The organism is Nocardia sputi, assembly GCF_023501985.1.
On the sequence record NZ_JAMFLC010000001.1, the window covers coordinates 456,230 to 475,906 of the forward strand.

The 19,677-nt window shown below is 67.6% G+C and carries 18 protein-coding genes and 4 pseudogenes; 10 read left to right on the top strand and 12 right to left on the bottom strand.

What is annotated here, in order from left to right:
- Positions 1-147: 147 nt before the first annotated feature.
- Positions 148-642 carry a DNA-directed RNA polymerase subunit beta gene (locus tag M8859_RS02240; protein WP_249643670.1) on the bottom strand — a complete coding sequence of 165 codons (495 nt, stop codon included), beginning with the start codon at positions 640-642 and terminating at the stop codon, positions 148-150.
- A 190-nt stretch (positions 643-832) separates the two neighbouring features.
- Between M8859_RS02240 and M8859_RS02245 the strand changes: the two genes are divergently transcribed.
- From M8859_RS02245 to M8859_RS37905, 4 genes and pseudogenes are all read left to right on the top strand, one after another.
- Positions 833-2,167 carry a helix-turn-helix domain-containing protein gene (locus M8859_RS02245; protein WP_249643671.1) on the top strand — a complete coding sequence of 445 codons (1,335 nt, stop codon included), beginning with the start codon at positions 833-835 and terminating at the stop codon, positions 2,165-2,167.
- Positions 2,164-2,748, top strand: a complete 585-nt coding sequence (locus M8859_RS02250; RefSeq protein WP_249643672.1) for a GNAT family N-acetyltransferase — start codon at positions 2,164-2,166, stop codon at positions 2,746-2,748. The genes M8859_RS02245 and M8859_RS02250 overlap by 4 nt, the downstream gene beginning before the upstream one ends.
- Before the next feature lie 371 nt (positions 2,749-3,119).
- On the top strand, positions 3,120-3,476 hold the full coding sequence (locus M8859_RS02255; RefSeq protein ID WP_249643673.1) for a hypothetical protein: 357 nt from the start codon (positions 3,120-3,122) through the stop codon (positions 3,474-3,476).
- Between the two features lie 86 nt (positions 3,477-3,562).
- A pseudogene (locus M8859_RS37905) lies at positions 3,563-3,795 on the top strand (hypothetical protein).
- A gap of 12 nt (positions 3,796-3,807) precedes the next feature.
- Here M8859_RS37905 and M8859_RS02260 read toward each other — a convergent pair.
- From M8859_RS02260 to M8859_RS02275, 6 genes and pseudogenes are all read right to left on the bottom strand, one after another.
- Positions 3,808-4,026 (bottom strand): annotated as a pseudogene (locus tag M8859_RS02260) (DUF6400 family protein); the annotation flags it as partial.
- Positions 4,027-4,206: 180 nt separating this feature from the next.
- Complete coding sequence (locus tag M8859_RS36725) at positions 4,207-4,539, bottom strand: VWA domain-containing protein (RefSeq protein ID WP_308221151.1); 333 nt, start codon at positions 4,537-4,539, stop codon at positions 4,207-4,209.
- Between the two features lie 91 nt (positions 4,540-4,630).
- Positions 4,631-5,101 (bottom strand): annotated as a pseudogene (locus M8859_RS37180) (VWA domain-containing protein); the annotation flags it as partial.
- Positions 5,102-5,429: 328 nt separating this feature from the next.
- Positions 5,430-5,681 (bottom strand): annotated as a pseudogene (locus M8859_RS37910) (hypothetical protein); the annotation flags it as partial.
- 159 nt (positions 5,682-5,840) lie between these two features.
- Complete coding sequence (locus M8859_RS02270) at positions 5,841-6,029, bottom strand: hypothetical protein (RefSeq protein WP_249643675.1); 189 nt, start codon at positions 6,027-6,029, stop codon at positions 5,841-5,843.
- Between the two features lie 110 nt (positions 6,030-6,139).
- Complete coding sequence (locus M8859_RS02275; protein ID WP_249643676.1) at positions 6,140-7,189, bottom strand: acyl-CoA thioesterase; 1,050 nt, start codon at positions 7,187-7,189, stop codon at positions 6,140-6,142.
- A 405-nt stretch (positions 7,190-7,594) separates the two neighbouring features.
- Between M8859_RS02275 and M8859_RS02280 the strand changes: the two genes are divergently transcribed.
- On the top strand, positions 7,595-7,882 hold the full coding sequence (locus M8859_RS02280) for a hypothetical protein (protein WP_195069304.1): 288 nt from the start codon (positions 7,595-7,597) through the stop codon (positions 7,880-7,882).
- A gap of 69 nt (positions 7,883-7,951) precedes the next feature.
- Here M8859_RS02280 and ilvC read toward each other — a convergent pair whose 3' ends face one another.
- The 3 genes from ilvC to M8859_RS02295 all read right to left on the bottom strand — a co-directional run bounded on the left by ilvC (position 7,952) and on the right by M8859_RS02295 (position 11,615).
- Entirely contained in the window at positions 7,952-8,953 is a 1,002-nt protein-coding gene (ilvC, locus tag M8859_RS02285) for a ketol-acid reductoisomerase (RefSeq protein ID WP_174188615.1), read from the bottom strand.
- Between the two features lie 227 nt (positions 8,954-9,180).
- Positions 9,181-9,684, bottom strand: a complete 504-nt coding sequence (gene ilvN / locus M8859_RS02290; protein ID WP_039799659.1) for an acetolactate synthase small subunit — start codon at positions 9,682-9,684, stop codon at positions 9,181-9,183.
- A complete protein-coding gene (locus M8859_RS02295) occupies positions 9,681-11,615 on the bottom strand; it encodes an acetolactate synthase large subunit (protein WP_223512444.1) in 1,935 nt (644 codons plus the stop codon). The genes ilvN and M8859_RS02295 overlap by 4 nt, the downstream gene beginning before the upstream one ends.
- A 425-nt stretch (positions 11,616-12,040) precedes the next feature.
- Here M8859_RS02295 and M8859_RS02300 point away from each other — a divergent pair, with 425 nt between their 5' ends.
- Both M8859_RS02300 and ilvD read left to right on the top strand, forming a co-directional pair.
- Positions 12,041-12,535 (top strand): PH domain-containing protein, encoded by a 495-nt coding sequence (locus M8859_RS02300; RefSeq protein ID WP_249643677.1) that lies wholly within the window; start codon positions 12,041-12,043, stop codon positions 12,533-12,535.
- A 415-nt stretch (positions 12,536-12,950) separates the two neighbouring features.
- Positions 12,951-14,792 (top strand): dihydroxy-acid dehydratase, encoded by a 1,842-nt coding sequence (gene ilvD, locus M8859_RS02305; protein ID WP_159920097.1) that lies wholly within the window; start codon positions 12,951-12,953, stop codon positions 14,790-14,792.
- A gap of 94 nt (positions 14,793-14,886) precedes the next feature.
- On the opposite strand, the gene M8859_RS02310 is transcribed toward ilvD, so the two are convergent.
- Entirely contained in the window at positions 14,887-15,762 is an 876-nt protein-coding gene (locus M8859_RS02310) for a DoxX family protein (protein WP_159920099.1), read from the bottom strand.
- Positions 15,763-15,882: 120 nt separating this feature from the next.
- Between M8859_RS02310 and M8859_RS02315 the strand changes: the two genes are divergently transcribed.
- Positions 15,883-16,989: a PQQ-dependent sugar dehydrogenase gene (locus M8859_RS02315; RefSeq protein ID WP_195069308.1), complete on the top strand. Its 1,107-nt coding sequence runs from the start codon at positions 15,883-15,885 to the stop codon at positions 16,987-16,989.
- Between the two features lie 107 nt (positions 16,990-17,096).
- Here M8859_RS02315 and M8859_RS02320 read toward each other — a convergent pair whose 3' ends face one another.
- Positions 17,097-17,984 (bottom strand): LysR family transcriptional regulator, encoded by an 888-nt coding sequence (locus M8859_RS02320; protein WP_195069309.1) that lies wholly within the window; start codon positions 17,982-17,984, stop codon positions 17,097-17,099.
- 142 nt (positions 17,985-18,126) lie between these two features.
- On the opposite strand from M8859_RS02320, the gene M8859_RS02325 reads away from it, so the two are divergent.
- Together M8859_RS02325 and M8859_RS02330 are read left to right on the top strand one after the other, a co-directional pair.
- Complete coding sequence (locus M8859_RS02325) at positions 18,127-19,020, top strand: EamA family transporter (RefSeq protein ID WP_195069310.1); 894 nt, start codon at positions 18,127-18,129, stop codon at positions 19,018-19,020.
- Positions 19,017-19,649 carry an NAD(P)-dependent oxidoreductase gene (locus tag M8859_RS02330; RefSeq protein ID WP_249643678.1) on the top strand — a complete coding sequence of 211 codons (633 nt, stop codon included), beginning with the start codon at positions 19,017-19,019 and terminating at the stop codon, positions 19,647-19,649. Before M8859_RS02325 ends, M8859_RS02330 begins: the two co-directional genes overlap by 4 nt.
- Positions 19,650-19,677 lie beyond the last annotated feature (28 nt).

A 19,677-nucleotide genomic window follows, 5' to 3' on the forward strand; every position in this document is an offset into this window, starting at 1 on the left:
CCTGCGACAAGCGGCACAACGAGATCGGCGCAGGCGTTCGACGGACAGCGCACCGCCAGGAATTCACCCGTTGCGTGGTCGAACTTCGTCACGCCACAATGCGTTGCGGTGATCCATGGTTCGCATTCCGGGCCGCACCCGTGCGCGTCATCGGGCATGGTGGACCAGTCTCCTCCGCTTGCTCGCATGCTGGACGACACTTTCCCGAATCGCATTGACCACGGCGCGCCCGGACGGCCGGAACGAGTCGCGCGGCGGCTGGACCCATGCACGGAACAGACCTGGTCGCTGGCCTGGGCCAGGCAGACCGATGATTCCTCCGCCATGGATGATGGATACCTGCAAGCGCGACATCTCCGCGAACAGCGCTATCCCGTCCGGAAGATCCGCGCCTGCCAGGAATGTCCACCGCTGCGAACGCGGATGAGTCAGAATCGGGCCCGTGTCCGGGCCGTGGCGCTCCAACCGCGCCTTCACCTCTGAACCTATGAATGCCGGCATCATCAATCCGCAGACGGCCCCGGTGCGGATCACAATACGGCCCGTGTGCGGCGGATCTACCTCAGCGGGCAGACCACACACATTTCGGTAGAAATGGCACACCGACAACGGCGTGTCCTTGATGTCGTTCGGCGAACTCATTCGGGTGTCCCTCCGCCTGGTTCAACTGGTCGGCACCCGCCGCCGGGGAGTGGGTGGAGGCCCGAGCTCAACCCGGCGGCGGGGCTGCTTTCAGCTTCGCCAGATCAGACCCGCGATCCCAGACACGGGACTTACACAGAAGTAATACGCCTGCGCCAGCAGGCATTGGAGGGGCAAACAGGGGGTGATCATGATCGTCAGCAAGTGGACGAAGGTGGAGGTCAAAGCGCTTCGCTTGGCAGCCCTGCGGCTGACGCAGGAGCAGTTCGCCGAGAGGGTGGGCTTCGCAACGGCGACGATTAGTAAGTGGGAGCGGGCAACCCGCGAGAAGCCGGTGCGGAATGAGTCAGCTGAAGCGTTGGACACCGAGCTTGCTCGACTCACCGACGAACAACGCGCTCGTTTCCGCGCCGAGATCAACTCCGTACACGATGCTACTGTGCCGCTTGTTCACCCGCGCTTCGCCGACATACCAAGCGCTAGCCTGGTCTCGGATGGTCACGATAGCGCGCCGGAAGTCGAGGACATTGTGAAGCGACGCGAATTCGGAATGCTACTAGGTGCCGCATTCTTCGCGGCAGGTGGTGATCGAGCTCCGGCTCGGATCGGGATCGCCGACGCGCACAGGATCGACGCGCTTGCGGCCGAGTTCGGACGTCGCGAGCAAGTCGTCGGTGGCGCTGCCCTTGTGAGTGACGCAGTTCAAGGACTCGAGGCAGCGAAACACCTCTTGGATACCTGCGCTTTCTTCGAGCAAGCGTGCCGCGCTTTCACCAGTGCCACAGGAGAACTCGCGACTATCGCGGGTTGGCTTGCCTATGACGCCGATATGTATTCTCTTGCCCGTAGTTGCTACGCCGATGCATTCGCGCTGGCAAGCCAAGCCGGCGACGACGAACTCACTGTGCATGTCTGCCTCAACGCCGCACAGATGGCGCTGTCACGGCAGCGCACAGGCGAAGCGAATCCGCATCGCGCCCTCGCTCTCGCCAGCCGAGCTCGAGCGCTCACACGCGGCCACGCACCGGGGCGAGTCCATGCCCTGATCGCGACCCGCGAGGCGCAGGCGTACGGAATCCTCAGCGACCGCACGGCCTTCGGTAAGGCCATGGCCACCGCCTGGCGGGAGCTCGATTTCGCGCTCGACCATGAGTCACGCGAGGACTGTCCACCATGGTTGCGGTTCGTCAATGCCACCGAGATCAGAAGCCATGAAGCCCGCGGCTTCGGCCAGCTAGGAAATCACGCAAAGTCGGCAGACCTGTGCTCTGGTTTGGCCGTGGAGAGCGCCAGTGCCCGTAACTCTGCGAACTATCGCGCGGGTTTTGCGGCGGCGCTCGCTGATCTGGGCGACATCGGCACTGCGGTGGAGGAGGGCATGTCGGTTCTCGCCGACTTGGAGAACTCCGTGTCCTCCACTCGCACACTGCGTCTGCTCGACCCAGTACGGGTAGCAACGGAAGGCCGGTTCGAAGAATTCTCGACACGATTCGATGAGCTGGCAGGAAGGATGACTGCCGTATGACCTCCGAGCATTCCGCCATGTCAGACCTGGATTTCCAGCACTACACAGCCGCCCAGTCCCGCGAACTGCGCGATGACGTCGAACGTATTTTCCGGGATCCCTATGTCGATGCAATCGAGTCCGGTGAGGAGTTCGAATCGCCCGAAGCGTTCATGCACCGGTTCGATGCCTACACCGATCCCGCGCGTGCCGGTGCGTTCGAGTTGGTGATCGCCCGTCTCGGCGGCGCACTCTGCGGCCAGGCGTGGGGTTGGCCGCTCACCGCCAAGACCGCGTGGTGGGACGGGCTGCGGCTCGATGACGACGACCACGCGGCGTTCACGGCTGAGAACGGCTCGCGCACATTCGCGTTCAGCGAGCTCATGGTCCGGAAACAGTTCACCGGCAGAGGATTTGCCCGTGCTCTGCACGATGAATTGCTCGCGGGTCGGCCGGAGCAGCGCGCAACACTGTTGGTGCGCCCGGATAATCGCCGTGCATACGACAAATATCGCCGGTGGGGGTGGTTCCGCGTCGGTACGCTTCGACCTGGTTGGCCCGATGCCCCACTGTTCGATGTTCTGATGCGCGCTCTTCCGTAGGTCCACGGGGACCGGATCGGTGCGTACTTCGGCGTAACAACGATCCCTCGGGGCTGATGGGGAGGAAAACATTCTGGCAATTGGCATTTCACCAAGGACTGATCGACCGTGCGCGCGCTGACGCGTTGCTAGCATCGGGCGGTTCGTGACAGGGGTTTCCACGAAGGGGGAATACATGAGCGGCGGATCGGGCGGCGATCGCCGGCAGAAGCGAGTCATGGCGTCGCGTCGTGTCTCGTACACCTTGCCCGCCCTGGTAGCCGGCGCTTGTGTCGAGTGGATGCGGGGCTGGTGGCACCGCCGCTCCTCGCCCGATCGTCACCACGATCTATACCACCACCTCGAAACCCCCGGTCCGCACGCCTCCGCCGGTGACCACCACTATCCCGCCACCGGCGACGACCACTTCTCAGATCACCTCGACCACGCCGACCACCGATACCGCGCAGCCGATCTATGTCGGGATCTGTGTCGACCAGGCGACGGACACCCGAGTGATCGATGATTTGTGCGACACCACCGACGACCGCTACGCCCCCTTCTGGTACCGGCACGCCGACACCTTGGTCTACCCGGCGGTCGGCGCCGCGGTGCTCCTGGCCGCCGGGACCTTCCTGCGCCCGAGCGGAACCGCGATCCACGACCGGCGTGTTCCGACCAGTGGCGGCACGATCCAGCGCGGCGTGCTCGGCCAGGGCCGCCCCGATTTCGGCGGCGTCGGCTCATAGTCGACCACGACTCGGACATGCAGGAGCGCAAGGTGGAAACCGAGGACGCACGCCGCTATGCCGTAGCGATATGGCGGCAGAAGACCATGACGAGTTCCGAACGCCTGGCGGCTGTGAAAGCGGATGCCCATGCGCGCGGCAAGGAACCGTTTGATCTCGGGCGGCTCGAATCGCTTGCGGCACCAGCCATGAAGGCCGCATGGATCCGACGCACTGGCGCAAACGCAAGTTCGAGCTGATGTACTACAGTCATCCCGAGATGATGACGATCGAAGATCTGGCCGAGCATGTCATGGCGACGCAAGGATGGACGTGGTGATCGGCGGAGATATCAGTCGGCGATAAGGCGCGTCGTCCGGTCCGGCAGGACCCCGGCCAGGACGAGTTCCTCGTAGATCCGCTGCTGCTCGTCGTCGAGATTCGAGTACAGCATGTCGTAGGCCAATTCTTCCTCGGCGAGCACGGCGACCGGGTCCCAGTCGTCCCCGAGCGCCGCGACGACGGCGCTGCGCCGTCTCACCTCGTCCAGCGTGAGGTCGTAAGCGAAATTGTGGTCGGCCGTTCAGGCATCTCCAACCAGGTTCTTTCCGAAATCGAAGTGACGACGATGCCCAACCGCATCCTTCCGAGCAATGATCTGCGGCACATTCCGTCGTCGGACTTCATCACATTCGGCCGTACGACACCAGAGGCCGGTAAGTGCGCCCAGAATCCGGCACCACAGCGAGCGCTACGCGGGCAGTAGCCGCGCGATGACCTCGGTCAACTGTTGGACGTTGCGGCATTCGTGCATCGTCACCTGCTCTGCGTACACGTGGGGCGCCGAGTCCCCTGTCGACCACGACGAGGACGGCTCGGGATTCAGCCAGTAGGCGTGCTTCGCCCGGTCGACAATGGTCTGCACCGCTGCGAGGTTCGGGTCCGTGCGGTTCGTACGCCCGTCGCCGAGGATCAGGACCGAGGTGCGCGGACCGAGAGCGTCGGCGTAGTTGTCGAGGAACCCTTGGAACGCTTCGCCGTAATTGGAGCTGTCGAAGCGGGCGACCCTCGTGGAGCGGAGGATTCGGGCGGCGGTGCCGGGAGTGGGTGGCTCGTCGGGGGGTGAAGAAGTGGGTGATCTTGTCGCAGGTGTCGACGAAGCCGAAGCTGCGGACTTTACTGAACTGGTCCTGCAGGGCCTGGATGAGGTGGAGGGTGAATTCGGCGAAGCCGGTGACCGAGCCGGAGAGGTCGGCGAGGACGACCAGGTCGGGGCGGCCGTGTTTGCGGGCGCGCAGAACCGGGTCGATGGGGACGCCGCCGGTGGACATCGAGCGGCGCAGGGTGCGGCGCAGATCGACCTGGCCGCGCACGGCTTTGCGGCGGCGGACAGCGAGGCGGGTGGCGAGTGCGCGAACCAAAGGGTGGGCCAGGCGACGCATTTCGGCGAGGTCCTGTTCGCGGGCGCCCAGGAAATCGATCTGGTCGGTGCTGGATTCGACGCCGCGGCGGGCGATGTATTCGGTGCCGCGCAGTTGCGCCGAGCGCAGCCGGGCTTCGGTTTGGACGGCGGTGCGGAATGCGGCGAGGCGGCGGTTGGCTTCGATGGTGTGGACGGTGGTGTCGAGCTGGGAGGTGCCGTTCATGCCCGCGACGATGCGTTCGATAAGTTCTTCCGGGCGTAGGGCTTATCGTCAGGTAGGAGGACCAGCCGGCGCCGGACGCGGTGGTGACCGGGCCGGAGGTCTGGCCGGTTCCCACGCTGCCGTAGCCACCGAGTTCGGTCAGCGCCTGGCGGGCCAGTTCGGCGACCGAGTCCGAATCGTCCTGCGCCAGTGCGGAGATGAGCCGATCTTGTAGCGCCTCGATGGATTCGGGTGTCGACGGGTCGGCAGGCTGTGGCTGCTGCGCGGTCAGGAAGTAGAGGTCGAAGAGTTGATCGAATACGGCGCGTTGACCATTGCGGCGCAGCAGGCAGGCGGCCATACCGGAGCGCAGGCGATCGCGGTCGGCGAGCCCGAGGGCGATCATCGCCTCGGCCGCGTCGATGGTTTCGCGCGGCCCCGCATTGATGCCGTGGTCGCGCAGCAACCCGACGAACTCCACCAGCCGGTCGGTCATCGAATCCGGGCGAGACTTCGTCTGGCCCGCACGTCCTTCCGTCGTACTCATGCTCTGCCGCGACCTGGCATGGGTGCGACCGCAGGACGCGGGCCGGGCTTCCATGCGGCGAAGACAATCCCTGGTGCACGAGGTGCCGCGCCGACCGGCGCGGCACTGACCGCAGGATCGAGCACAACCTTCATCGCGCCACGCTCCCCTGTTCACCGTCCGAGTCGAGCAGTCCGAGCCGCTCGATCGCAAGGCGATTGTCGGACTGATACTTCAAGAGCACGCCGAGCGTCGAGCGAACGAGCTTCCACTCAGGTTGCGCGTACCGAGGGCGACCAGCGTCTTCGCCCAATCGACGGTCTCGGAGATCGACGGAGCCTTGCGCAACGAGAGCTGACGGAGTGCGCCGACCACGCGGACCACCGGCTCGCCGAGCGCCTCGTCCAGCTCGGGAACCCCCATCCGCACGATCGGCCGCTCCAGTTCCGCCGTCGGGTAGTCGATGTGCAGGTAGAGGCAGCGCCGCTTGAGCGCTTCGGACAGCTGACTAGTCTAGCCGGGCGGTTTCGACGTCAGCTCGGCCCCGGCGCTCGGAAATGGCTCGGTTCGGCGTCGGAGGGCACGGCGCTCGCCATGGTGAACGGCTCGACCAGCGCGCGCAGGTCGATCAGGTGCCGGGCGTGCGTGTCGAGGGCGCGATCCTCCTCGGAGACCGGCTCCCACTGGCGTACGGCACGCGCTTTTCCGTCGTCGTCCACCGCGACGACCACCGCGAGACCGTGCGCCGCCAGCGCCGGTTCGTCGGAATGGGCATCGGTGGAGGTCACGTGCACGCTCACATGCATGCTGCGCGGGCCGGTGTGGATCAGGCGCGCGGTGACCTCGACGACGTGGCCGATCACGATCGGACGGTAGAAGCGGATGCCGCCGAAGTAGGAGGTGAGGACGCGCTGCCCGGCCCAGTCGGCGCCGCACACGTACGCCGCCTCGTCGATCCAGCGCATCGTCCGGCCACCGTGCACCTTGCCGCCCCAGTTGATGTCCGAAGGGGCTGCGAGGAAGCGCAGCGTGGCGCTCGGCGCGGTGCCCGCGGAGGTGTATCGCTGCGTGGCCATCGCCTCCTCGATCTGCTTGCGCACCGAAACCCTCGCCCGCGCCTGCCGATGCCGCTGCATTTCCAGCAGGGTGGTCGGATTCCATTGCGGGACTTTCACATTGCGCCTCTCCTCGTCCACCGCGACGAAGATCGTCAGGCATTGCGCCGACTGCACCTGCTTCACCCGGGTGGGATCGGTGGAATAGACCGTCACGAGGATGTGCATGCTGGTGCGTCCGGTGTGGACGAGGTTGGCGTGCAATTCGACCAGCTCACCGACCGCGATCGGGCGGTCGAGATGGATGTTCCCGACGTAGGCGGTGACGCAGTAACGACCGCTCCACTGGGCCGCCGCAGCGTAGGCGACTTTGTCGATCCATTCGAGGAGTTTGCCGCCGTCGACCGATCCGAGGATGCCCGCGTCGGCGGGTTGGACGAGGAAGCGGTGGATCGCCTCGGGACGCCGACCGATCGAGGCCGGATTCGGGGCGGTCGCGACAGGGCGCGGGTGTGGCGAGTCGGGCAAGGGTCACCCTCCGTTCGGGCAGAGAATTCTCGGCTATTCGACCCCGTTGTCCGGGAGAACCCTAGGCGCTGCCGTCGGTACGAGCGAGTAACCAGCCTGGGCCCGCGCAGTGCGCCGCCGCCAATCACCTCGTCGAGGGGAAGACACAAGCTTCTGCGATCGGCGAGCAACGCGTATAGGGGTTGCCCCTAATACGGCGGTTCGATTTCACCCGCAAAGGCGCGAACACCCGTGACCTTTCGCGGCAAGTGCGCAAGAGTGAAACAGCAGCCGCTGCCCGTCGTTGAGCGCGACCGCGAAGCAGCGACCGTAGATCCAGACCTGTCTGCGGGGGTAAGGCCGTGGGCAGACCCGCAACGGGGGGATGGTGAGCGAAACACTCACCGTAGAACGAAAGGATTTACGTTGTTCTCCACAATCAGCGCACGCCGCACCCTGGCCCGCGTGGCCGTCGCCGGTGCGATCACCGCAATCCCGTTGACCGTGTCGGCGATGCCTGCCTCGGCCACCCCGGGCACACCCGGGGTCACTCACGCCTGGTACGACCCGTATTACGACCGGTGCGCCTTCGGTCCGTTCCAGAATTGGAGTTGCAACAACAACCCGCTGTTGGACTGGGGCGACAACCAGTACGGCGGCCCCTTCGGTCAGGGTTTCGGGCAGCAAGCGCCAGGCATGTTCGGCAGCAGCTAGAAGTCCGTGAAGACGCCGGTGGCCCGCTCCGAGTCCGGAGCGGGCCACCCGTGCGAATCAGCCGAGAGGTCAGGCGGTCTCGGTGATAGGACGATCGACCCAGCTCATCAGGCCGCGCAGCTTGGCGCCGGTGACCTCGATCGGGTGCTCGGCGTTCTGCTTGCGCAGCGCCTCGAGCTCCTTGTTGCCGCCCTCGACGTTGGCGACCAGGCGCTTGACGAAGCTGCCGTCCTGGATGTCCTTGAGGATGTCCTGCATGCGCTTCTTGGTGTCGGCGTCGATCACCCGCGGACCCGACAGGTAGCCGCCGAACTCGGCGGTGTCGGACACCGAGTAGTTCATCCGCGCGATGCCGCCCTCGTACATCAGGTCGACGATCAGCTTCAGCTCGTGCAACACCTCGAAGTAGGCCATCTCCGGCGCGTAACCGGCCTCGACCATGACCTCGAAACCGGTCTTGACCAGTTCCTCGGTGCCACCGCAGAGCACGGCCTGCTCACCGAACAGATCGGTCTCGGTCTCTTCTTTGAAGGTGGTCTTGATGACGCCCGCGCGGGTGCCACCGATGCCCTTGGCGTAGGACAGCGCCAGCGCCTGGCCCTCACCCTTCGGGTCCTGATCGATCGCGATCAGCGCCGGAACGCCCTTGCCGTCGACGAACTGACGACGCACCAGGTGGCCCGGGCCCTTCGGGGCCACCATGCCGATGGTGACGTTGGCCGGCGGCTTGATCAGGCCGAAGTGGATGTTGAGGCCGTGGCCGAAGAACAGCGCGTCGCCGTCGTTCAGGTTCGGCTCGATGTCATTGGTGAAGATCGACGCCTGCGCCGTGTCGGGCGCGAGCACCATGATGAGGTCCGCCCACGCCGAGACCTCCGCCGGAGTGCCGACGGTCAGGCCCGCCTCCTCGGCCTTCGGACGCGACTTCGAACCCTCGGCCAGGCCGACGCGGACCTCGACGCCCGAGTCGCGCAGGCTCAGCGAGTGCGCGTGCCCCTGGCTGCCGTAGCCGATGACAGCGACCTTGCGGCCCTGGATGATCGACAGGTCGGCATCGTCGTCGTAGAACATCTCGACTGCCACTGTGGTTCCTTCCGGGATCATCCCCGCGCGAGGCGGGGCACACCGTGCTTGCGCCGGTGCGGATTTACGTTGTTCTGGATCGGATCACCTCCGCGGTAGCGGGAGGGGATCATTCCCGCGTACGCGGGGAGGCGGCACGCCAACCGTCGATCGCAGAAAGACTAGCGTGTGGCCGCCGCCGGACGGTCGGCCCCATCGGTGTGCCGCTCGCTATCTCACCGAGTGGCGGTGATGGACTTCGGCCCACGGCCCACCGCGACGACACCGGACTGCACGATCTCCCTGATGCCGTACGGCTCGAGCATCCGCAGCAGCGCGTCGAGCTTGGACCGGGTTCCGGTCGCCTCGACGGTGAGCGCGTCCGGCGACACGTCGATGACCTTCGCGCGGAACAGCCCGACGGCTTCGATCACCTGGGTCCGCACGCTGGCGTCGGCGCGCACCTTCACCAGGATCAGTTCGCGGGCCACCGAGCTGTCGGAGTCCTGCTCCACGATCTTGATGACGTTCACCAGCTTGTTGAGCTGCTTGGTGACCTGCTCCAGCGGCAGATCCTCCACGGTGACGACGATGGTCATGCGCGAGATCTCCGGCAGCTCGGTGCCGCCGACCGCCAGCGATTCGATATTGAAGCCGCGGCGGGAGAACAGCGCCGCGACTCGTGCCAGCACGCCCGGTTTGTCCTCGACGAGAACGCTGAGGGTATGCGTGGTGCTCATCCGTTGTTCACCTTGTTCTGTTCGTGCGACATCGCCGCGTGGATGACCGAGGGCTCGGCGGCCTGCTCGTCCTCGTCGAACAGCGGGCGGATGCCGCGAGCGGCCATGATCTCGTCGTTGCTGGTGCCCGCCGCGACCATGGGCCACACCTGGGCGTCCTTGCCGACGATGAAGTCGATCACCACGGGACGGTCGTTGATGGACTGCGCCTCGCGGATGGCGGCCTCGACGTCCTCCTCGCGCTCCACCCGGATGCCGTGGCAGCCGAGGGCTTCGGCGAGCTTCACGAAGTCGGGAATGCGCAGGGTGTGCGTGCCCAGGTCGGTGTTGGAGTAACGCTCCTGGTAGAACAGCGTCTGCCACTGGCGCACCATGCCGAGGTTGCCGTTGTTGATCAGCGCGACCTTGATCGGGACGCCCTCGACGGCGCAGGTGGCCAGCTCCTGGTTGGTCATCTGGAAGCAGCCGTCACCGTCGACCGCCCACACCTCTTTGTCCGGCGCGCCCATCTTCGCGCCCATGGCCGCCGGGACGGCGTAGCCCATGGTGCCGAGGCCGCCGGAGTTGAGCCAGGTGCGCGGCTTCTCGTACTTGATGAACTGCGCGGCCCACATCTGGTGCTGACCGACGCCCGCGCAGTAGATCGCGTCGGGTCCGGCCAGCCGGCCCAGCGCCTCGATGACGAACTCCGGCGACAGCGAGCCGTCCGCGGGCGGTGTCCAGCCCAGCGGGTAGGCGTCGCGCACGCCGTCGAGGTAGGTCCACCAGTCGGTCAACGGCAGCGGCAGCGAATTGCCCGCGGCGGGATCGGCCTTCAGCGTCTCGATGAGCTCGACGATCACCTCGCGGCAGTCGCCGACGATCGGGACGTCGGCGTGCCGGTTCTTGCCGATCTCTGCCGGGTCGATGTCGGCATGGATCACCTTGGCGCCGGGCGCGAAGGAGTCCAGCTGGCCGGTGACGCGGTCGTCGAAGCGGGCGCCGAGCGTGATCAGCAGGTCCGACCGCTGCAACGCGGCGACGGCGCCCACGGTGCCGTGCATGCCGGGCATGCCCATGTTCAGGCGGTGGCTGTCGGGGAACGCGCCGCGCGCCATCAGCGTGGTGACCACGGGGATGCCGGTCAGCTCGGCCAGCCGCAGCAGCTCGGCGGAGGCGTCCGCTTTGATCACGCCGCCGCCGACGTAGAGCACGGGAGCCTTGGCTTCCATGATCATCCGCGCGGCTTCGCGCACCTGCTTGCCGTGCGGCTTGGTGACCGGACGGTAGCCGGGCAGCCGCATCTCCGGCGGCCAGCTGAAGGTGGTCTGCGCCTGCAGCACGTCCTTGGGGATGTCGACGAGCACGGCGCCGGGGCGGCCGGACGAGGCGAGGTAGAACGCCTCCGCGATGATGCGCGGGATGTCGATGCCGTCGGTGATCAGGAAGTTGTGCTTGGTGATCGGCATGGTGATGCCGGAGATGTCGGCTTCCTGGAACGCGTCGGTGCCGATCAGGCTGCGGCCGACCTGGCCGGTGATGGCCACGATCGGGACCGAGTCCATCTGCGCGTCGGCGATCGGGGTGACCAGGTTGGTCGCGCCGGGACCGGATGTGGCCATGCACACACCGACCTTGCCGGTGGCCTGGGCGTAGCCGGTGGCCGCGTGACCGGCGCCCTGCTCGTGCCGGACCAGGACGTGGCGCACCTTGGTGGAATCGAACAGCGGGTCGTACACGGGAAGGATCGCACCGCCCGGGATGCCGAATACAGTGTCGACGCCGAGCTCCTCGAGCGACCGGACGACCGACTGCGCGCCGGTGACCCGCTCGGGCGGGACCGGGCGGCGGTTGGCCGCGGAGGTCGGGTTGGCAGCGGGCGTGGCCTGCTGGTTCGCCGAAGGCGCTGGCCTTCGGGCCGAGGGCCCGGGCCGTGCGGTAGGTGCGCTCACCGTCTTCGTTCCTTACTGGTTGTGGTTCTGACCCCGGAATTTGTGCCAGCGGTGTCTTGCGCTTCGCCATGCTGGACATTAGTCCGAACATAAAAAAGCCCCCGACAGCACAGGGCTGATCGAGGGTGGCGCGTCGCAACGCGAGCTGACGTATTCGACTCAGTGTGTCAGGCTCAACGCTGGACGCGCCGGCCGATTACGAGCAACTCGTTTCGATTCACGCGCACGACGTTAAGCGGGTGTGAACCGAAGAGTCAAACAGATGACCCCTTGTGTCCCATTATGTGGGACAGTGCGGATGCTTGTGCCCTTCACCAGGATGCGAGGATGGTGGTGTGTCATCACCGCATCAGTCCGTGCCACCTTCTGAATCGTCCCACACTCCTGCCGCGACAACGGATACGGGTGGCGTCTCGGACGCACGTGTGATCCGCATCCCACGGCTGGCCTTCCTGGGCGTGTTCATCCTGCTGATGTGCGTGTTCTTCCCGTTCGTCGGTTGGCCGGCCGGACTGTGGTGGCTGCTGCTGCTCCCCGTCGTGGTGCTGGTGTGGGTGCTGCGGACCCAGACCACGGTCTCCCGCGCGGGACTGGACCTGCGGACGCTGTTCGGTTCGCGTCACCTCGACTGGTCACAGGTGAAAGGGGTCCGCATCCCCAAGCGCGGCTACGTGCGCGCCGACCTGACCGACGGCACCGAGGTGAAGTTGCCCGCGGTGAGCTACGACCGGCTGCGCGATCTGGCGGCGGCCTCCGGCGGACGGATCCCGGACCCGTTCGCGCGGCCGGACACGTCCCTGGAGGACGAGTGCCCCGCAGGATCCGCGGAACCGGACACGAACGCGAGTGGCAACGACGGACTGCGAACCAACGGGACGGCGAAGTCCGCCGAGGACTCCACCGGCGAGGACACGCCGTAGCGATTACTCGCGCAGGGCTCCGGATCCTGAGCGGGGCCGACCGCACCTGACCGGCGACGACGAACCCGCCGCCCCGCTGGGCCGCGTGGATGCCCCGCAGGTACGCAGTGAACTCAGCGATCGCGTCGAGGTGGAACATTCCCTCCACGTAAGCTGTTGCGGTCGGGTGATGGGATGATTTCACCGGAGCAGTGATCCTCCTTCGCATCCCCACCCTCGACGGTCCGGCACCTCCGGCGTCACCGTCGCCGCCCGCGACACCACACAGGGGCGGCAAACCGAACCCGGCTGACAGCCATGGACGCCGCGGCCGCACCACCGGCGGGCGGACACGCCTACCGGGAGTAACGTGGTGCTCCGCCGAGCAGGCTCTGCGCCGTCGCACGTCAGCCCCCGCGACCCGAGGACCATCGAAATGCCACCGCTTCGTTCACGAACCACCACCATCGGCCGCAATGCCGCAGGCGCACGCGCACTCTGGCGCGCCACCGGCATGACCGACACCGACTTCGGCAAGCCGATCGTCGCCATCGCGAACTCCTACACCCAGTTCGTGCCCGGCCACGTGCACCTGAAGAACGTCGGCGAGATCGTGGCCGAGTCGGTGCGCGCCGCCGGTGGCGTGCCGCGCGAATTCCACACCATCGCCGTCGACGACGGCATCGCCATGGGCCACGGCGGCATGCTCTACTCGCTGCCTTCGCGCGAGATCATCGCCGACTCCGTCGAATACATGGTGAACGCGCACACCGCGGACGCGCTGGTCTGCATCTCCAACTGCGACAAGATCACCCCCGGCATGCTGAATGCCGCCATGCGGCTGAACATTCCGACGGTGTTCGTCTCCGGCGGGCCGATGGAGGCGGGCAAGGCGGTGGTCGTCGGCGGCGTCGCGCAAGCGCCCACCGACTTGGTCACCGCGATCTCCGCGAGCGCGAATCAGGCCGTCTCGGATGAGGGCCTGTCCGAGGTCGAGCGGTCGGCGTGCCCGACCTGCGGCTCGTGCTCGGGCATGTTCACCGCGAACTCGATGAACTGCCTCACCGAAGCGCTCGGTCTCTCGCTGCCCGGCAACGGCTCCACCCTCGCGACGCACGCCGCGCGCCGGGCGCTGTTCGAGCGGGCGGGCACCGTGGTGGTGGACATCGCCAACCGCTGGTACCGCGAGGACGACGCGTCCGTGCTGCCGCGGAACGTGGCCGACGTCAAAGCCTTCCGCAACGCGATGGCGTTGGACGTCGCGATGGGCGGCTCGACCAACACCGTGCTGCACACGCTGGCCGCAGCGCAGGAAGGTGAGATCGACTTCGATCTGCACTCCATCGAGGAGATCAGCCGCCGGGTGCCCACCCTGTCGAAGGTGTCGCCCAACTCGGACTACCACATGGAGGACGTGCACCGCGCCGGTGGCATCCCCGCCATCCTGGGCGAGCTGCGCCGCGCCGGGCTGCTGGAGACCGATGTCACCACGGTGCACACCGCGAGCTTCGACGAGTGGCTCGACACCTGGGACATCCGCTCCGGCAAGGCCTCCCGGGAAGCCATCGAACTGTTCCACGCCGCGCCGGGCGGGGTGCGCACCACCGAGCCGTTCTCCACCGACAACCGTTGGTCGTCGCTGGACACCGACGCCGAAGGCGGTTGCATCCGCGACCTCGAGCACGCCTACACCAAGGAAGGCGGGCTGGTCGTGCTGCGCGGCAACATCGCGCCCGACGGCGCGGTGCTCAAGACCGCAGGTATCGACGAAGAGCTGTTCTCCTTCCAGGGCCCGGCGGTCGTGGTGGAGTCGCAGGAAGAAGCCGTGTCGGTCATCCTCGGCAAGAAGATCAAGCCCGGCGACGTGATCGTGGTCCGCTACGAGGGCCCCGCGGGCGGCCCCGGCATGCAGGAGATGCTGCACCCGACCGCCTTCCTGAAGGGTTCCGGGCTCGGCAAGCAGTGCGCCCTGATCACCGACGGCCGGTTCTCCGGCGGCACTTCCGGCCTGTCGATCGGGCACATCTCTCCCGAGGCGGCCAGCGGCGGCGTCATCGGCTTGATCGAGAACGGTGATCAGATCCGCATCGACGTTTCCACCCGCACCCTCGAGGTGCTCGTCGACGACGCCGTCCTGGCCGAGCGCCGCGCGAAGATGGAAGCCTCCGAACGGCCCTGGCAGCCGGTCAACCGCGACCGTCCGGTGACGACCGCTCTGCGCGCCTACGCCGCGCTGGCCACTTCCGCAGACAAGGGCGCGGTCCGGCACGTGCCGTAAGGTCCGCGTCTTCACGGGGCAGCAGCTCCGTTACGAACACGACGGCCCCTTCATCCTCGATCGGATGAAGGGGCCTTTCGCTTCGTCCGGCAACTCAGGCGAAGGGACCGATGCCCGTCAGCGGGTTGCCGCCGTGCAGGTACCAGTAGGCCCCGACCGCGGCCGCGATGGCGAGGAGCAGCACGACGAAGGAGCCCGCCGCGGGGCGGATCGCCCAGCCTCGGTTGCGGTCGAAGGACAAGCGACCCGGGCCGGTCAGGATGATGACGGTGGCGACACCCGCGAGGATGCTCTCCATTTCCACCGCTCCGGGTCCGGCTTTGTACTGGAATCCGGGGGCCATGCCCTGCTTCCAGGCCCAGGCGTCCAGGATCACCGCCAGCACCGCGCCCGCCGCCAACGGGGTGGCGAGCCCGAGGATCAGCAGGACACCACCGCCGACCTCGCCCGCGGTGAGCAGGATGGTGGACACCGTCGGATGATCCCAGCCGCCGCGCTCCATCATGTCGCGCGTGCCGTCCAGACCGGGGCCATGGAACCAGCCGGTGAGCTTCTGCAGACCGTGGTAGAGGAAGGTGGCGCCGACGACCAGACGCAACAGCAGCAAACCGAGATCGAGCGTTCCCCGGCGGTTCTCGCCGGTGCGGCGGCGCAGACGCCCGGTCTCGTTCGGCGGTGCCGGGGCGGGCGGGATGCTGGCGTAATCGTAGGTGGGCGCCGCGCCCCCGGCGGCCTTGCTCTCGGCGGTGCTCGGGACCTCCGGGTCGAGTCCGAGCTCCTCCTCGGTGCGCGGGACGTCCTTGCGCAATCCCGGCCGCTGGGCCGTGTCCACCCGCTCGAACTGCTCGGTCGGCGAATCGTACGGGCTGGTCACCCCTCGACCGGTGGACGACACCGCCGACTGCTCTGCCGTGGAGGGCGTGGCGTTCCCGGCCTTGGATTCGGGCGTGTCTTTCGGCTTGTCGGTCACGGCCAATACCCTATGCGGCACCGCGCTATAGCGGGCGAGTAACGGCGTGGCGTGTCAGTGTGCGCGCGACACCCCACCCGGAGGGGGCGCGGGCGACGGTATTTCCGTAACGTCTGAACTATGAGTTTGGTTGTCGTGGGCCGCGTCGCGGCGAGCTTGGCGCTCGGTTCCGCCCTGCTGGTCGGGTGCGCCCGGTTCGACGATTCGGCGTCCAGCCCGTTCACCCCGGAACCGACCCTGCGCGGAGCCGACATCGACCCGAAGAAACCGAACCAGTCACCCACCTCCACCACCCGCCCCAGCGGCCCGTGCATCGACCCGGACCCGGCGGTCGTGGCCACGTGCCTGGACACCACCGGCGGCCTGGTCACCCTGGCCGACGGCGCGCTGGTCGCCGAGCGCAGGACCGGCCGCATCATGAAGGTGGTCCCGGAGCAGCCGCCGGTCGAGATCGCGCGACTGGACGTGGACGGCTCCGGCGACGGCGGCCTCAGCGATATCGCGCTGTCGCCCACCTACCGCGAAGACGGCCTGATGTACGCCTACATCACCACAGCGAGCGACAACCGGGTGGTCCGCATCGGCGAGGGCGGCTCACCGAAGGACGTGCTCACCGGGATCCCGAAAGGCGACAGCGGGAACCGGGGCGCGATCGACTTCGTCTCACCCGACCAGATGCTCGTGCTGACCGGCGACGCGGGCAACCCCGGCGCGGCCGCGTCGGCGAGCTCGCTCGCGGGCAAGTTGCTGCGCGTGAACTCGCCGGTGCCCGGCCGTACGCCCGCGCCGGAGATCGCCGTCTCGGGCATAGGCACCGCCGGCGACGTGTGCCGCGACAGCAAAGACAGCATCTGGATCACCGACCGCACCGCCGCCGAGGACCGGTTGCAGCGGCTCGGCGGCGACGGCGTGGTCACCACCATGTGGACCTGGCCGGACCGGCCCGGCGTCGCGGGCTGCGCGGCGGCCCCCGACGGCGTCGCCATCTCGCTGACCCGCGCGAAAGCCCTCGCCATCGCCGCCGCCGACCCGAACACCCACGCGGTCACCGCGGCCCCGACCCTGTTGGCGCAGGACAGATACGGCCAGCTCGGTGGCGCGGCGGTCGGCGCCGACGGAACCGTCTGGGTGACCACGGTGAACAAGACCGACGGCCAGCCGGGACCCTTCGACGACCGCGTCGTACGCATCCCGCCGCCCCAGGCCGGAGGCGGCGGAACGGACTGAGCGGTATTCGATCCGCGCCTTCGCGCGGCGTATTCGCGGTCGCTTGCGGTCCCCTGGCTGCACGAGCTCCGGACCAGCTGGCCATGTGGCAGATCCAGCGGGGCGTCTCAGGAGTCGGGTCGATCTTGTGCGGGGATGCCGAGAATGGCGAGGAAGGCAGTTGCCGCGGGTGTGCGGGTGCGGTTCCAGATGACGTATTCGACGCGAGCCGGTGCGTCGGCTACTTCGATGGTGACTACGCCCTCTAGCTGTGGCGCGAAGGCGGAGGGGAGCATGGCCACGGCCAGGCCGGGTCTGACGAGGCGAGCGATGTAGTCCGCGCTGGTCACTTCGAAGGCGACGTCCCGGTCGAGACCGGCGGCCGAGAAGGCTTGGTCGGATTGGAGGCGTCCGGCTGTCCCGGCCGGCAGGTCCACGAAGACCTCGGTGGACAACCTGCGAAGATCGATCGTCGGCTCGCCGGCGAGGGGATGGTCCGGCGCGACCACGGCGACCAGCCGGTCGCGAGCGAGTTCCTGGGCGGCGACACCTCGGGGTCGCGCGGTGGTCGGCAGGCCGAGGAAGGCCACGTCGAGGGCTCCTTGCTCGACCTTCTCGACCAGTTCCTCGCTCGCGCCCACCCGCAGGCTGATGCGCACGTGCGGGTGCCGCAGGCGGAACTCACGCAACGCATCCGGGACATCGACAGCGGCGACGGTGGGGATGAGGCCCACGGCGAGCCGTCCGCGAACCTCTCCCACCGCCGCGGCGACCTCGGCGGCCGCGCGCTCGGCGGCGTCCAGGCACTGGCGGGCGGCCGGGAGGAACGCGGCGCCGGCCGGTGTCAGGCGCACCCGGCGGCTGGTGCGCTCGAACAGTCTCGCGCCCAGTTCCCGTTCCAAGCGCGCGATCTGGTGACTGAGGGCGGACTGGACGACCAGACATCGTTCGGCCGCCCGGGTGAAGCTGTTGGTCTCGGCGACGGCGACGACGTAGCGCATCTGCTGGAGTTCCATAGATCAATCGTGAATCGCGATTGATGAAGTGACAAACATGTGTTGGACTCATTGATGCCTACCCGGCGAGACTGCATGTGTGAAAAGCCCAGCTGCACAGATTGTTTCCGGTGGCCGAAACGGTGACGCGCCGCTGGGACATATGTCTCGCGCCGTCCTGACGGCCCTCGCTCCCGTGTCGTGGGGCACGACATATGTCGTCACCACCGAACTCCTGCCACCGGGGCACCCGCTGTTCGCAGGACTTCTGCGCGCGTTGCCCGCCGGTCTGATCGCACTGGCGCTCACACGGAGGTTGCCGCACGGGACTTGGTGGTGGAAGGCCGCGGTGCTGGGCGTGCTCAACATCGGGCTGCTGTTCCCGCTGCTGTTCCTCGCCGCCGAACGCCTACCGGGCGGCGTGGCCGCGACCCTGGCGGCGGCGCAGCCGCTCGTCGTAGCCGTCCTGGCCGTGGCAGTCCTGCACGAGAACCCCTCGGCGTGGCGGATCGGCTGGGGCGCGATAGGCGTGGTCGGCGTCGGCTTGGTGGTGATCGGGCCGGACGCGGCGCTCGACCCCCTCGGTGTCGTGGCGGGCCTCGCCGCCGCGGCCTCGATGGCACTCGGCCTGACGCTCACCAAACGGTGGGGACGGCCGGCCGAGGCCGGTCCCACCGCTTTCGCGGGCTGGCAACTCACCGCGGGGGGCCTGTTTCTGCTACCCCTCACGTTCCTGGTCGAGGGGCCGCCTCCCCCGATCGACCCGCCCGCTGCTCTGGGCTACCTCTGGTTGGGCCTGGTCGGCGGACTGATCGCCTATGTCCTCTGGTTCCGCGGCATCGGCGCCCTGCCCATCACCTCGGTCGCGGTGCTCGTCCTGCTCTCGCCGCTGGTCGCCGCCGTCCTCGGCGCCATCCTGCTCGGCCAGACCCTCGGTCCGATCCAACTCGTGGGATTCGGGCTCGCCCTCGCCGCGATCGTCGCGGGGCAGCTTCCCGCGCCCACGCGCTCATCCACCTCCACCACGACCCCCACACCTGAAAGGACACCTCGATGAAGATCGCCGTCGTCGGAGCCACCGGCATGGTCGGCTCACGCGTCGTCACCGAAGCCGCGAGCCGAGGTCATGAACTCATCGCCGTATTCCGCAAACAGCGGCCGACCGGCCTGCCTTCCGGAGTGAGGGCCGTCGAAGGCGACGCGAACGACCCCGTCCGGATGAGCGAACTGCTCGACGGCGCCGACGCGATCGTGGCCGCTACCCGTCCGGCTCCCGGGCACGAAGACACCGTCACGGCGACGACCAAGGCGCTGCTGGACGCGGCCACGGCTACCCGGACGCGCATTCTCGTCGTCGGCGGAGCGGCCCCGCTTCGGGCCCCAGGGCATCCCGACCGGCTCGTTCTCGACAGCCCGGAGTACGTGCCGGAAGCCATCCGCCCGATCGCCGCCGCCAGCCTCGCGCAGTGGGAGACCTGCCGAGCACACCCGGCCGACTGGATCTATCTCAGCCCTCCCGCCCTCCTCGAACCCGGAGCGCGCACCGGTGGCTACCGGCGCGGTGCCACCACCCTCGTCACCCGCGCCGACGGCACGTCCAGGATCTCGGTCGAAGATCTCGCCGTGGCCGTTCTCGACGAGCTCGAGAATCCCAGCGAGAGCAGATATTTCACCGTCGGCTACTGAGCACGCACGATCGGGACCGACTCACTTG